Consider the following 13,848-nt stretch of genomic DNA (forward strand, 5'->3'; position numbering starts at 1 on the left):
GGGATATTGCATACAACTGGTCTGTGAAGCCAGTCACTCAACTTCCGCAAAGTAACCGGGATCACATATCGCGGTATACTACATACAATCCTGAGGTGCGCAAGATCAGTTCCCTGTAAGTCTCCTGGGATGAACGCGAATGGCCACCAGTGCCGTTGCCGCGCCAGCGGGCATAAAAGATCAACGGCGCTGACGAAAATCCTTGTGAATAAACGGGATTGGCTTCCCGGTTACCCGGCATCTGCAGCAAGTTCTAGCTGGGAGTTCGCTGTGGACAAGCCAGGCCTGGGTACCCCAACCGGGCCGCGGAATCCCCTGCTGCAGTCCGTCCGATAGCCGTCCGTCGAAAAGTCTGCGGATCGCTGGACAACCGATGTAACGTGCGCCACACTGTTGTCTACCTCATACGGTATGCAATCTGTGATGGACATCGCAGGAGCATCCACCGCAGCGAGTGAAGGAGTTGTTGTCATGGTTGATGCAGCCGGGAAGGCATTGGACGGCGTCCGGATCCTCGACATGACGCATGTGCAGTCGGGTCCTTCTGCGACGCAACTGCTCGCGTGGCTCGGCGCCGACGTCATCAAGCTCGAGGCGCCCGCGGGCGGCGACGTCACCCGCAGGCAGCTTCGCGACGTCCCTGGCGCCGACAGCCTGTACTTCACGATGCTCAACTGCAACAAGCGCAGCATCACCCTCAACATGAAAAGCGATGAGGGACAGCAGATCTTCATCGACCTGGTGTCGCGCGTCGACGTTCTCGTCGAGAACTTCGGGCCGGGGGTCGTCGATCGGTTCGGGTTCACCTGGGAGCGGCTACGGCAGATCAACCCGCGGCTGATCTACGCCTCCATCAAGGGTTTCGGACCCGGCAAGTACTTCAACTTCAAGGCCTACGAAGTCATCGCCCAGGCGATGGGCGGTTCCATGGCCACCACGGGTTTCGAGCACGGGCCGCCGACGGCGACCGGTGCGCAGATCGGCGATTCGGGAACCGGCATCCACTTGGTCACGGGAATCCTGGCCGCGCTCTACCAGCGCACGAACACCGGTCGTGGGCAGCGTGTCGAGGTCGCAATGCAGGACGCGGTCCTCAACCTCTGCCGGGTGAAGCTGCGTGACCAGCAACGGCTCGCGGCCGGCCCGCTGGTGGAATACCCGAACGAACGCTTCAGCGACGAGGTCCCGCGATCGGGCAACGCATCCGGCGGCGGCCAACCGGGTTGGGCCGTCCGCACCAAAGGCGGCGGGCCCAACGACTACATCTATGTGATCGTCCAGCCCCAGATCTGGGCGCCGCTGGCGGAGCTGATCGGCAGGCCAGAGCTCGCCGATGATCCTGACTGGGCCCGGCCCGAGGACCGACTGCCCAAGTTGGACAAAGTCTTTGCCCTGATCGAGGACTGGTCGGAGAAGCACACAAAGTGGGAGGCGTTGGAGGCATTGAATGCCCTCAACGTCCCGTGTGGTCCGGTGCTGAGCACCAAGGAACTGATCGAGGACGAAACACTAGCCGATCTCGGCGCGATCGTCACCGTCGACCATCCCGAGCGGGGTCCGTTCAAGACCGTCGGCTCTCCGCTGCGGCTGTCGGACTCACCGGTCGATATCGTCCGGTCGCCGTTGCTCGGCGAGCACACCGACGAGATCTGCACCGAGCTTGGCTACTCGCCTGACCAACTGGAGCTTTTCAGGACTGCCGGAGCAATCTGAGCATGTCAGTGGTCCTACGTCGAAAGGGCGAAATCACTATGCGGTAAACCGCGCGGCAGCACAGGTGGTGCTGGAAAGGTCGCTCGCCAAGGGGGCGCTAGTAGTTGCCCTCGGCCTGAGGCCAAGAACAAACGGGACGCACGCCGAGCCTCGGACGTGTGTCGTCCGATCGTTGCCCGGGGGCCGTATCCCCGTGCAGCGCAGGCGCTTCCTGTGTCTGTCGCGAAAACCTGACGCGACGGGCGGTAGAAGCGCGAGTCTGTAACCCTCGCCAGAAAGAGAATCTACGATGTCGGAAACGAAAGCAAGTTATCGGGAGATCACGGACGCGAACAACCGCGTCTACCGCGTCGGGGAGACCGACCGTGAACTCCTCGGTAGGTCCCGCGCCTGGATGGTATGGCTGCCGTGGGCAGCCATGATGGCGATCAGTGTCTATGAGTACGGCTATGGCGCCGCCGAGGAAGCTCTACGGGATGCGCACGGCTGGTCCATGGAGGAGACGTTCTGGCTGCTCTCCATCTGGGCGTTCTTCCAGGCAGGCGTCGCATTTCCCGCTGGAAAGCTTCGCGAGAAGGACATCGTCTCGGCCAGGACTGCAATGTTGGCAGGCGCTGTCCTGTCGGCGATCGGCTTCGTCAGCCTCGCCAACAGCGACAACATGGTCATCGTCTACCTGGGGTTCTCTGTGTGCGGCGGCATCGGCGCAGGTCTGGTGTACGCGACGTGCATCAACCTCGTCGGGAAGTGGTACCCGGAGCGGCGAGGCGGCAAGACCGGGTTCGTCAACGGCGGATTCGCCTACGGCGCTGTGCCGTTCATCTTCATCTTCAGCTACGCCCTGCATCCGAACACCTACGTCTGGGTTCTCGACCTTGTCGGCGTGTACATGCTGGTGGTCGTCGCTGTGTGCGGACTGATGTTCCGGGACCCGCCGAAGAACTGGTGGCCGTCCGAGGTTGACCCGGTGCAGTGGGCGACCAGCACGAAGGGCGCGGAGAGCCTTCGGAAGAACCCGCCCGCGGTCCGGCAGTACACGCCAATGCAGGCGATCAGGACCGGCATGCTGCCACTCATGTGGTTGTCGCTGGGGATCAGCGCGGGCGTCTCGCTGTTCGGCATCAGCTACATGGTGCCGTTCGCCAAGGACCTCGGCTTCGGCCCGTTGATCGCGGCGTCGTCCGCCGGTGTGTTGTCAATCATCAACGGCACCGGTCGCACGCTGACCGGTTACGTATCGGACCGGTTCGGGCGCAAGCAGACCCTGCTCGCCGTGCTGCTGGTATCGGCGGTGGCACTGGTCGGCCTGCTGTACGCAGGCAAGGCGCAGAACGAGTTCGCGTTCCTGTCCTTCGCCTTCCTGGTCGGGTTCGGCGGCGGCGCCTTCTACCCGATGTTCGCCTCGCTGACCCCGGACTACTTCGGCGAGAACAACAACGCCAGCAACTACGGCCTGATCTACAGCTCCAAGTTGATCGGGTCGGTCGTGGGGATCGGCGTCGGCGCGAACGTCATCGACGCCTGGGATTACACCGGTGCCTACTGGATCGCCGCGGTGAGTGCCCTGGTCTCAGCGGGGATCGCGTTCTTCCTGCGGCAGCCGGGTCGGGCCGTGGCTGCGGCCGCGCCAAGCACAGTCCCCGTCGGGATACCGATGGCGGTGACGCTGGCCGACTGAAAAGGCCGGTCGCAAGCGGGAATTCGGCGGCCGAGGGGAAGTGCCGGTCAGGCAGTCCCCTCGGCCGTCTCCTGTCTTTGCTCGTGGTAGATCTCGCGGGTGCGCTCGGTGTGCTGCCGCATCAGCTCGCCTGCCCGCTTGGAGCTCCGCCTGCCGATCGCTTGGATGAGTTCGGCGTGTTCGTCCCAGGCGTCCTTGCCTCGCGCCAGCGCGATGGGCAGGTAGTACCACCGCACCCGGCGGTCGACCGACCCGATGAGATCGGCCAGAATGTTGTTGCCGGACATCGTGACGACCGCGGCATGCAGAGCCGCGTTCGCGGCGACAAGACCTTCCTGATCGTCGTCGGCAAGCGCCTTCTCCCCGGTGCGTTGGAGCTCCCAGAGGTGCTCGACACGCTCCGGTGTCGCGGCGCCGGCGGCCAGCCTGGCGGACTCCGCCTCGAGCAGGGTCCGCACGGCGAGAAGCTGATCGGCCTCGACGTCCGTCGGAATGTGGACGAAAGCGCCAAGGGTGGGGCGAAGGTCCACCCAGCCCTCGCTCTGCATGCGCTGCAGCGCCTCCCGAACAGGCTGTCTGCTGACCCCGAGTTGGGCCGCCAATTCGTGCTCGACCAGGTGCGCACCCGGTTGCAACTCACGCCTGACGATCATTTCGACGAGAACGTCGTATACCGCCTGCCGCAGCGGTGCCGGACGCTCCAGGCGCGTCCCGGCTGACGGATTGGTCATGCAGTACTCCCGCTCTCGGCGACGACGACCCAGCATACGGTCGTCAGCAGGCAATCCAGGTGGCAACGTGGGTACCCGCGCCGTGCATAATCATTTCGTAATGCGAAACGATTCTGCCACCAAGCGGAGCCGGCTCAATGGATCGGAGGGCATCGATGGCGGATGACTCGCCGATCAAGGGCAGCGTCCAATCGGTTGAGCGTGCGTTCGAGCTGCTCGAGATCATGGCGAGCGCGGGCCCGTCAATCGCGTTCGGGGAGTTGGCGGCTCGTGCCGAACTGCCGCAACCAACCATTCATCGTCTGGTGCGGACGCTGCTGAACATGGGGTACGTCAGGCAGCTGCCCAATCGGCACTATGCGCTGGGGCCCAAGTTGATTCGGCTGGGGGAGAGCGCAGCCCAACTCATCGGCGCGTGGTCGCGGCCACATCTTGCTGAACTGGTGGAGCGGACGGGCGAGAGCGCCAACATGGCGGTGCTGGATAACGACATGGCGGTCTATGTTGCCCAAGTCCCGTCGCCGCACTCGATGCGAATGTTCACGGAAGTGGGCCGTCGCGTGCACTTGCATTGCACCGGGGTGGGAAAGGCGCTGCTGATGCAGCTTCCCGACGAGGCGGTGCTCGCGGTGCTGAAGCGCGCCGGGATGCCCGCCTCCAGCGAGAACACACACACCACTCCGGATGCGCTGATGCGGGATATCGAACTCAGCCGGTCCCGCGGCTATGCGGTGGACGAAGGCGAACAGGAGATCGGTGTGCGGTGCTTCGCGGTGCCGGTGCCGGACGCACCCACATCGACCGCGATCTCGATCTCCGGCCCGGCGTCGCGTCTCACCTTGAAGTCGGCGACGAAGGTCGCGCCGCTGCTGAAACGGGTGGCTCGCGATCTCGCCTCGGAATTCGACAAAGAGGCGGCGGTTTAGGAACGCCGACTGTGGGCGCTGCATCGGTCGGGGTTAATCGACGAGCAGTGCGGCAGCCGTTGGTGCGTCTGCCGGCGATTCGGCGAGATCGTTGAACTCGACGACGTTGTCGATCTCGGTGCCCATCGCGATGTTGGTGATCTTCTCCAGGAAGACCTCGACCACCACGGGCACCTTGTGCTCGCGCGCAAGTTGTTGCGCCCGTGCCAGCGACGGACCGATGTCCTGCGGTTCGACCACCTGAATTGCCTTGCAGCCCAGGCCCTCAACGACTCGCAGGTGATCAACGCCGTACCCCTTGGGGACATCGCCGTCCGTCTCCTGGGAGTTGATGTTGTCGAACGCCAATGACACGCAGTAGTCCATGTCGAAGTTGCGCTGCGCTTGGCGGATCAATCCCAGGTAGGAGTTGTTCACCAGGACATGCACGTAGGGCAGGTTGAACTGGGCCCCGACCGCGAGTTCCTCGATCAGGAACTGGAAGTCGTAATCGCCCGACAGCCCCACCACGGTGGCGTTGGGGTCGGCGGCGGCGACACCAAGGGCGGCAGGCACGGTCCATCCGAGCGGTCCGGCTTGGCCGCAGTTGATCCAGTTGCGTGGCTTGAACACCTGCAGGAACTGTCCGCCGGCGATCTGTGACAGCCCGATCGCGCTGACGTAGCGGACATCGCGGCCGAAGACGCGGTTCATCTCCTCGTAGACGCGCTGGGGTTTGATCGGAACGTCGTCGAAGTGCGTCTTGCGATGCATCGTCTCCTTGCGTAGCTGGCAGTCGTCGACCCAACCGCGCCAATCGGGCAGCGCGTCGGCTGCGCGTCTCTCCTTGGCGATGGCCACAAACTGCTCGAGTGCGGCCTTCGCGTCCGAGACGATTCCGAAGTCGGGGGAGAAGACGCGGCCGATCTGGGTGGGTTCGATGTCGACGTGAACGAAACGCCGTCCGCTGCGATAGGTATCGAGCCCGCCGGTGTGTCGGTTGGCCCACCTGTTGCCGATTCCCAGAACGAAGTCGGATTCGAGCATGGTCGCGTTGCCGTAGCGGTGGGCGGTCTGCAGTCCGACCATGCCGGCCGCAAGGCGATGATCGTCGGGGATCGTGCCCCAGCCCATCAGCGTCGGCACCACCGGGACACCGAGGACCTCGGCCAGCTCCACCAGCAGATCGGAGGCATCGGCGTTGATGATGCCGCCGCCCGCGACGATGAGTGGTCGTTCGGCGCTCACCAGCATGTCAATCGCCTTGGCGGCCTGGCCACGCGTTGCCGCCGGCTTGTACACGGGCAGCGGCTGGTAGGAATCCGGGTCGAAATCGATCTCGGCCAGTTGGACGTCGATGGGCAGGTCGATGAGCACCGGCCCTGGCCGCCCCGAACGCATCAGGTGAAACGCCTGAGCGAATGCACCGGGAACCTGGCCCGGTTCGAGAACCGTCATCGCCATCTTGGTAACCGGTGCGGCGATGGCGGTGATGTCGACCGCTTGGAAGTCCTCTTTGTGGAGTTTGGCCACGGGCGCCTGGCCGGTGATCGCCAGGATCGGGATGGAATCGGCTGAGGCGGAGTACAACCCGGTGATCATGTCGGTTCCCGCGGGGCCGGAGGTGCCGATGCAGACGCCGATGTTTCCGGCCGCGGCGCGGGTGAACCCCTCGGCCATGTGACTGGCGCCTTCAACGTGCCGGGCCAGGATGTGCTTGATTCCGCCGTGTGCGCGCATCGCCGAGTAGAAGGGATTGATCGCCGCGCCGGGCAAACCGAAAGCCTGAGTGGCGCCTTCGATTTCGAGAATCCTGACGGCCGCGTCGACCGTCCGCATCCGGGTCATTTCGCTTGCCCCTTGTCGATGCCGGACAGCCGCTCGACACCCAGTAGCAGGCCGGAATGGTCGAGCCCACTTTCGCCGTTGGCCATGGCGGAGGCCATGAGTTGGGCGACCACCGCGCCGAGTGGGATCACCACGCCGGCCTCACGGGCGGCCGCGGTGACGATGCCGAGGTCCTTGTGGTGAAGGGCGATGCGGAAGCCGGGGTCGAAGTTGCGGTCGAGCATCTTCTGGGCCTTCTGGTCGAGCACTGCCGAACCGGCAAGTCCGCCGCCGAGGACCTTCACGGCGGCGTCGATGTCCACGCCGTAGGCCTGCAGGAAAGTGATCGCCTCGGCCAGCAGTTCGATGTTGCCTGCGACGATCAGCTGGTTGGCGGCCTTCACGGTTTGGCCGGCTCCGTTGGGGCCGACGTGCACGATGGTTTTGCCGACGGTCTCGAGAATCGGTTTGGCCGAGGCGAAGTCGTCTTCGGATCCACCGACCATGATCGACAACGTGGCGTTCTTGGCGCCCGGCTCACCGCCGGACACCGGCGCGTCGATGATCCGGATCCCGCGCTCGGTGGCAATGCGGGCGAACTCCGCGGTGACGTCCGGCCGGATGGACGAGAAGTCGATCACCAGCGTGCCGGGCTGGGCATGGGCGAAAACACCGTCATCGCCCAGCAGCACACTCTGCACGTCGGGAGAGTCGGGCACCATGATCGCCACGACGTCGGCACCCTTGACCGCCTGTTCGATCGAGTCGGCGGCGTTGCCTCCCGCTTCGACCAAACGAGCCGTGCGTTCTGGTGAGTGGTCCAGGCCGACGACGCAATGGCCGGCTCGGACCAGATGGTCGGCCATCGGGCCGCCCATGATGCCCAGCCCGATGAAAGCGATTGTGCTCATTGGATCCTCGTTTCGGCGTGTCGACGTGTTGATTGCGCGGTGATACCGCGCTGGTCTGGGGGAAGCCAGTCGAAGGTGTCGGATCTCGTCGCCTTGTATTCGAGGCCGACGTATCCCGTGTAGCCCAGCGCGGCGAGCAGCTGAAGGTAGCTGTTCAGGGGGAGTTCACCGCTTCCTGGCTCGCCACGCCCCGGTGCATCGGCAATCTGCACGTGGCCGATCCGGTTGCAGTAGTGGCTAATTGCGGCGTCCACATCGTCGCCGTTGACATGGAGGTGATAGAGGTCGGCGAGCAGGCGCACGTTGGTCGCGCCGTATTCCCCCTGCATCCGATCAATGACGTGGATGGCGTCGGCGGCCGTCTTGAGCGGATAGTGTGGTGCGCCGCTCACCGGCTCGACGAGCACCGTCGCCCCGATGCGGTTCGCCGCCTGTGCGGCGTAGGCGAGGTTCTCGGCTCCGACATAGTCCTGAGCCGCCGGGGTGGATTGCGGGATGCGATTGCCGTAGAGCGCGTTGAAGGCGCGGGTTCCCAGCGTCTCGGCGATATCGACGGCGATATCGACGCTTTCGCGGAATGTCTGTGTCATCGCGGGATTGGACAGAATCCCGCGGTCGCCGGCCGGCATGTCTCCGGCGGCGAAGTTGAGACCGGTCAGCTGCACACCCGCATCCTGGATGGCGCGGGTAAAGGCGGTGACTTCGGCGTCGATCGGCGTCGGAGATTGGAAGGGCCACCAGAACTCGACCGCCGCGAAGCCGGCGTCGCGAGCCGCGTGCGGCCGGTCCAGCAGTGGTAGCTCGGTCAGCAGAATCGAGCAGTTGACGGTGTAGGCGATGTTCAGCACGGCATACCTTTCTGTCCTGTCGGCGACAGGGGACTGCTCGCGGTGGCGCGCCCCCGCGGATGAGAACGGGTCCTCGATTGCGCCGCTTCTGTGTGCCACGGCGCCGACACGAGGGCATAACCGGTGACGGCCCACCCCAGAGGGATGGCCAGCGCGAGGTATAGCGCGTTCATGCTGCCTCATTCCGTAATGCGGAACTAATCTATCACTATGTAGTAAAGTGAACGCCTGAACCGCTCGCTTGTCAAGGTTGATGGGGTAAGCCTTGAAGCGCGCTTCCGCGAAAGCGGTGTTCCGCATGACGGAAGATGGCTGGGTCGTCGCGCGGTCCAGCTGAAAGGAACCGGATATGACCTTGCAAAGAACCGCGCCTGCGACAGGTCGCCATGTGGTGATTGCGCCCGACAAGTTCAAGGGGTCACTGACGGCCCGGCAAGCCGCACGGGCCATGTCACTGGGTGTGAAGCGCGCAGACCCCACATTGACGACAGTGGAGTGCCCGGTAGCCGACGGTGGAGACGGAACGCTCGAGACCGTCGTGGGCGCGGGATTCACGCGGATTCCGGTTTATGCCCCAGGGCCGACCGGCCAGATAGGCCTCACGGCGTATGCCCGCAGCGGGGAAACCACGGTCGTCGAGATGGCTGAGATCTGCGGCTTGCAGCGGCTTCCCGGTGGCACACCGGCTCCCGCGAGCGCATCCAGCTATGGCCTCGGAGCGGTGGTTGCGCAGGCACTCGACCACGGATGCCGCGACGTCATCATCGGCGTCGGCGGCAGTGCGAGCACCGATGGCGGGGCCGGCTTTCTGGCCGCACTCGGCGCGGTGGCGCGCGATCAGCATGGCTCGCGCCTCGGTCTCGGGGGCCTGCGCATCGGCGACGCCGCGCAGCTCGATCTCGCTGGACTGCACGCCGAAATCCCTTCCGCCACTTTCACGATCGCGGTGGACGTCGACAATCCGCTATATGGCCCATCGGGCGCGGCGAACGTCTATGCGCCGCAGAAAGGCGCTGACCCGCACGAAGTGAACGGCCTTGACCGCGCGCTTCGCGTCTGGGCGGACGTCGTCGAGCGCGAAACGAAAACCGACTGCCGAACCGCCGCCGGAGCGGGCGCTGCAGGCGGTGTCGGTTTTGCCGCGCTGGCGGTGTTGGGGGCGCGCATGCGCCCGGGCATCGAGGTGATCCTCGACCTCGTCGAACTCGACAAGCACCTGGTGGGCGCGTGCGCCGCGGTGACCGGCGAGGGCTCGCTGGATCACCAATCGTTGCGTGGCAAAGCTGCGGTGGGCATCTGTCGTCGTGCCGGTGCTCATGGCGTACCGACGTACGCCGTTGCGGGCGTGTCGACCCTGGCCGCGGCCGAAGCCGCCACTGCCGGGCTCGCCGGCATCTACGCGCTGAGCGACCTGGAACCGGACCGCCTGCAGTCCATCAGCCGCGCCGGTGAGCTGCTCGCCTTGGCGACCGAGCGAATGACTCGCGACGTGCTGAGCGCCGCCGCCGTCCAAGATGATCGCGGCGTCGTCAACCAGCTTGCGCAGTGAAGTCGGGCTGCGCATCGGTGAGGCGGCAAGAGCTGATCGGGGTTCAGCCCTTCAGCAGTTCGCCGACATGGGCACTGACCGAATCCCCAAGGCCCTGAAGGTCGTAACCGCCTTCGAGGACCGAGACAAGACGGCCTTGACAGTTCTTCTCAGCTGATTTCATCAGTTGGCGCGTCGCCCAGGCGAAATCATCCGCCGTCATGCGCAACGAACCGAGCGGATCGCGTTCATGAGCATCGAACCCGGCGGAGACGATGATGAGCTCCGGCTTGAACGTGTTGAGCGCCGGCAGAATCTTCTGTGCGAAAGCTTCGCGCAGTTCGGCGCCGCCGTCGCCGGGTGCCAGAGGAGCGTTGAAGATATTTCCGACGCCGGTCTCCGATGCTGCCCCCGTGCCGGGAAAAAGCGGCATCTGATGGGTCGAGGCGTAGAGCACACTGGGGTCGGAGTAGAAGATTTCCTGCGTGCCGTTGCCGTGGTGAACGTCGAAATCGACGATCGCGATTCGCTCCAGCCCGTGCTTCTGTTGCGCATAACGCGCGCCGATGCTGATGTTGTTGAACAGGCAGAACCCCATGGCCTGTTCGGTTCCGGCATGGTGACCGGGCGGACGACAAGCGACAAACGCGTTCTGCACGTCGCCGTCGAGAACCTTGCCCGTCGCCTGGAGGGTGGCGCCGACGCCACGCAGCACGACCTCCCATGTCGAGGGCTCCATCATGGTGTCGCCGCCGTCGAGGTAGAAGTAACCCTTGCTTGGGCGTGCGGCTTCGAGGGCATCGACATATCGGTTGGTGTGGACGTAGCGCGTCGTATCTAGATCGGCGATCTCGGCCTCGTCGCGCACGAGCGCGTCGAATTGCGCCTGGCCGAGTGCCGCCGTCACTGCTCGATAGCGGTCAGGCCGCTCCGGATGCCCGGCAGTGGTCTTGTGGTTGGCGAAGGCGGGATGGTGGAGAAGCAAAGTGGCCAAGGGCGGAAGCTTTCGGAGTATGACTTAGATCGAGGTCGCTCGAATACTGTATGCAAAATATCACGTCGCGAATGCGCTTATCGAAGGGGTTGCTGATGGGTCGTGGAATGAGCCCCAGCGTCCCTCCAACATGGGTGGGCCGGCACGCTTGTGCGGTCAGGCCATCTCGGGCACGCGCAGGTGGGCGAGGGCCAACTCGAAGTCGCGCTGGTCGAGTACCTCTGCGTTTGCTTCCTGGCTGCCCGTGGCCCTGAGCTTGTCCAACTGGTCCTTGTTCCGCTCAAGGGCTTCGGCGCTGTCGAAGGTCGCCGCGGCCACGCCACGACCGGAGGCTCGGTCGACCAGCAGGCTGGCACTGCAGAACCCCTCCAAGTCCTCGAACGCGGGCAGGATGGTCCTCTTGTAGAAATCGATGCCTGCGTCGATTTGACCCGGGTCGGTCTTGACCCAGGTGGCTCGGACCCAGGCGCCCTCACCCGCGGGGTGCTCGCGGTGCATGGCAGCGATCTCCCATTCCTCGACCTGCGCGCTACCACCGAAAAGCTCGGCGGCCCGGTCCCGCATCGCCCGAATGGACTCCTCGCTCGCGCGCATCGCCTCCTGGGATTCCCAGGAGCTGGTAACAATGCAGAGGCCCGACGTTCGGTCGACCATCAAGGACAGGCCGACGAACCCGTCGACACTCTCGAGCGCGGGCAACACGCTATCGCGCATGTGCGCAATACCGGCGTCAATGGACGAGGGCTGCGCCTGGATGGTGGTGCTTCGTGCATACATGATCTGCCTCCGTTATATGTGGGGCAGCGTCTCGACGGCGCCGCCGGACCACTTCATCGTCCTCCGGTGGGCAAGCCATGGCAATGGGTGGTGGGGGCCAGCCTGACGTGGATTCATTTTGCTGAAACCTGGTGCGCGCCCGAGTAATACGTGCTTCACAAGATAGCGCAACTAAGCAGTTGCGGTGGCGCCATCGGGGCAGGTTGTCAGGAGACGCCGCAGTTGTCGGTGCTACTCACTGATTGCTAGCGGCCAAGGACCAAGTGAAGTAGTGCGCTACTCGTGACGGGCCGACGGCCCCCGCATAGCTTTGGCGTAACAGGAAGTACCGAGGCGACGCCAGACATGTTGAACGAGATAGTTTTCCAGGCCGTTGAACCAGCGGCGACGCATAACTTAATCGCCCAACCGGATGATTCAATGTGCATGTTACGGGTTCAGAGAATCCAAGGCAGCGGATGAAAGGCACGAAAATGAAGAACATCCTCTTCACCTCGCTGGCAGGGGGCGGCGCATTGGCTTGCGCCGCGCTAGCGCTGGCTGGAACCACGACCGCGGCTCCGTCCGGACCATCGCCCACCGGTGCGGTGATCAGTCAGCTGGAGGCGCAGGGCTTCAACGTCATCGTGAGCACCGTCGATACTGCTGCCGTGGACTGCACGGTCAGTGGGGTGCGCCCTGGCCAGACGTTCTCGCGCACTGATTCCGGTGCACCTGGGGCCCAGGACCACATTGTCAACACGGTGACCAGCAAAACCGTCTACGTCAACCTGGCCTGCTGAGAGGCACCGCCCGAACCACCTGGATTGGGTTGCGCACGCCAAGAAGCATCCTGACGATTCTTGTGGATCCGCTACGGCCGCGGCTTCGTCCTCTTTTTCGCTGGATTGGCTTGGGAGCGGGCTGTTTTCGTCGGCGTCGCTTCCGCAGCAGCTGGCCGGTCGGTAACGGTCTTCTGCTGAGGCTGCTCCACGGCGGCAAGCACGACGGAATCGTCGTCGGTGAACACGCCGTGGCCCGTACGCTCGCCCACTACAGCGGCGCCGATACCGCAGCCAGCTGCGTACTGTTCGGGGGTGAGCCCGTCGGCGGAATCCATGCAGCACTTGCCGAATGGCGGACACCCCTCCGGCAGGCCGCCGCCGTAACCCTCCCCGTTGGTGTACTGGTGGGCAATTTTGCGGGGGTAGCCGGGATTTGATCCGTAGGCGGCGAGAACGATACGAAGTCCAGCGGGTTTGTCGGGCCAGAGACTGTTCAGATCGCCCCTGTTGCCGTAGGCGATGACTCGTCGCCGATCGCCGAGCCAGTCCGCGATCGTCTGGAAGGCCTTGTTCAACCCGTCGGATTGGTCGCCGATGATTTGTCCCTGCCAGCTCTCCACATCGATCATCACGGCCATGCGTGGATGGGGCGCTCCGACAAGGGCCTTGAGCGTGTCAACGGTCTGTCGCCAGTTCTGCCGCCAGACGAAGTAGACGATGAAAAAGACCAGCGCATTCTCGTCGCAGCGTCTCTTGCACCAGGCATAGTTCGACGCCCATTTCTTGTCCCGATACGTGCCATCGTTGGACCGGATGGCGATCACTCGGTAGGGGTAGGAATCATCCACCGGGCGTTGCCATTCCGATACGTCGGCATAGAGTGTGTCGGTGACCGGGACCGCCGCCACCGCGAGCCGCGTCTCTGGATCCAGCGCGCCGGCCAGCCACGGCATCGGATCGATTTGAGAGCCCGCACGCCAGACTGTGGGGTGCACTTCGAAGTGCAGATGTGGGCCGGAGGATTGGCCGTTGCTTCCCACATAGGCAATGTGCTGACCGGCGGTCACGCTGTCGCCCCGGTTCAGGCCGGTGGCAAGGGGTCCCACATGTGGCCGTAGACGGTGGCGCCGCCTCCTGCCGGAGCGGGGTGGTCGATCACGATCCAATGGCCG

The 13,848-nt window shown here is 64.3% G+C and carries 12 protein-coding genes; 5 read left to right on the plus strand and 7 right to left on the minus strand.

The features are described from left to right. The first annotated feature begins 471 nt into the window (after window positions 1-471). Both frc and QOC76_RS05610 read left to right on the plus strand, forming a co-directional pair. Window positions 472-1,713: a formyl-CoA transferase gene (gene frc / locus QOC76_RS05605; protein WP_526355043.1), complete on the plus strand. Its 1,242-nt coding sequence runs from the start codon at window positions 472-474 to the stop codon at window positions 1,711-1,713. A gap of 289 nt (window positions 1,714-2,002) precedes the next feature. After that, window positions 2,003-3,391 carry an OFA family MFS transporter gene (locus QOC76_RS05610; RefSeq protein WP_526355045.1) on the plus strand — a complete coding sequence of 463 codons (1,389 nt, stop codon included), beginning with the start codon at window positions 2,003-2,005 and terminating at the stop codon, window positions 3,389-3,391. A 47-nt stretch (window positions 3,392-3,438) separates the two neighbouring features. Here the strand turns inward: QOC76_RS05610 and QOC76_RS05615 are convergent, their stop codons facing one another. Next, on the minus strand, window positions 3,439-4,122 hold the full coding sequence (locus QOC76_RS05615; RefSeq protein WP_526355047.1) for a GntR family transcriptional regulator: 684 nt from the start codon (window positions 4,120-4,122) through the stop codon (window positions 3,439-3,441). A 155-nt stretch (window positions 4,123-4,277) separates the two neighbouring features. Between QOC76_RS05615 and QOC76_RS05620 the strand changes: the two genes are divergently transcribed. Next, window positions 4,278-5,048 carry an IclR family transcriptional regulator gene (locus QOC76_RS05620; RefSeq protein ID WP_526355049.1) on the plus strand — a complete coding sequence of 257 codons (771 nt, stop codon included), beginning with the start codon at window positions 4,278-4,280 and terminating at the stop codon, window positions 5,046-5,048. Between the two features lie 33 nt (window positions 5,049-5,081). Here the strand turns inward: QOC76_RS05620 and gcl are convergent, their stop codons facing one another. Genes gcl through QOC76_RS05635 form a run of 3 tightly spaced genes read right to left on the minus strand, consistent with a single transcriptional unit; the run spans window position 5,082 to window position 8,613 of the window. Then, a complete protein-coding gene (gene gcl, locus QOC76_RS05625; protein ID WP_526355051.1) occupies window positions 5,082-6,875 on the minus strand; it encodes a glyoxylate carboligase in 1,794 nt (597 codons plus the stop codon). Then, window positions 6,872-7,765 carry a 2-hydroxy-3-oxopropionate reductase gene (locus tag QOC76_RS05630; protein WP_526355053.1) on the minus strand — a complete coding sequence of 298 codons (894 nt, stop codon included), beginning with the start codon at window positions 7,763-7,765 and terminating at the stop codon, window positions 6,872-6,874. The genes gcl and QOC76_RS05630 overlap by 4 nt, the downstream gene beginning before the upstream one ends. Further along, window positions 7,762-8,613, minus strand: a complete 852-nt coding sequence (locus tag QOC76_RS05635) for a hydroxypyruvate isomerase family protein (RefSeq protein ID WP_526355089.1) — start codon at window positions 8,611-8,613, stop codon at window positions 7,762-7,764. Before QOC76_RS05635 ends, QOC76_RS05630 begins: the two co-directional genes overlap by 4 nt. Before the next feature lie 349 nt (window positions 8,614-8,962). On the opposite strand from QOC76_RS05635, the gene QOC76_RS05640 reads away from it, so the two are divergent. Further along, entirely contained in the window at window positions 8,963-10,162 is a 1,200-nt protein-coding gene (locus QOC76_RS05640; RefSeq protein ID WP_526355055.1) for a glycerate kinase, read from the plus strand. A gap of 43 nt (window positions 10,163-10,205) precedes the next feature. Here QOC76_RS05640 and QOC76_RS05645 read toward each other — a convergent pair whose 3' ends face one another. Beyond that, window positions 10,206-11,135, minus strand: coding sequence for a histone deacetylase family protein (locus QOC76_RS05645; protein WP_526355057.1), 930 nt, complete (start codon window positions 11,133-11,135; stop codon window positions 10,206-10,208). A 156-nt stretch (window positions 11,136-11,291) separates the two neighbouring features. Then, window positions 11,292-11,912, minus strand: coding sequence for an antibiotic biosynthesis monooxygenase (locus QOC76_RS05650; RefSeq protein WP_526355059.1), 621 nt, complete (start codon window positions 11,910-11,912; stop codon window positions 11,292-11,294). 473 nt (window positions 11,913-12,385) lie between these two features. Here QOC76_RS05650 and QOC76_RS05655 point away from each other — a divergent pair, with 473 nt between their 5' ends. Beyond that, window positions 12,386-12,694, plus strand: coding sequence for a hypothetical protein (locus tag QOC76_RS05655; protein WP_526355061.1), 309 nt, complete (start codon window positions 12,386-12,388; stop codon window positions 12,692-12,694). Between the two features lie 71 nt (window positions 12,695-12,765). Here QOC76_RS05655 and QOC76_RS05660 read toward each other — a convergent pair whose 3' ends face one another. After that, on the minus strand, window positions 12,766-13,743 hold the full coding sequence (locus QOC76_RS05660; RefSeq protein WP_526355063.1) for a hypothetical protein: 978 nt from the start codon (window positions 13,741-13,743) through the stop codon (window positions 12,766-12,768). Between the last annotated feature and the right edge of the window lie 105 nt (window positions 13,744-13,848).

The organism is Mycobacterium sp. (genome assembly GCF_032159565.1).
GTDB lineage: Bacteria > Actinomycetota > Actinomycetes > Mycobacteriales > Mycobacteriaceae > Mycobacterium.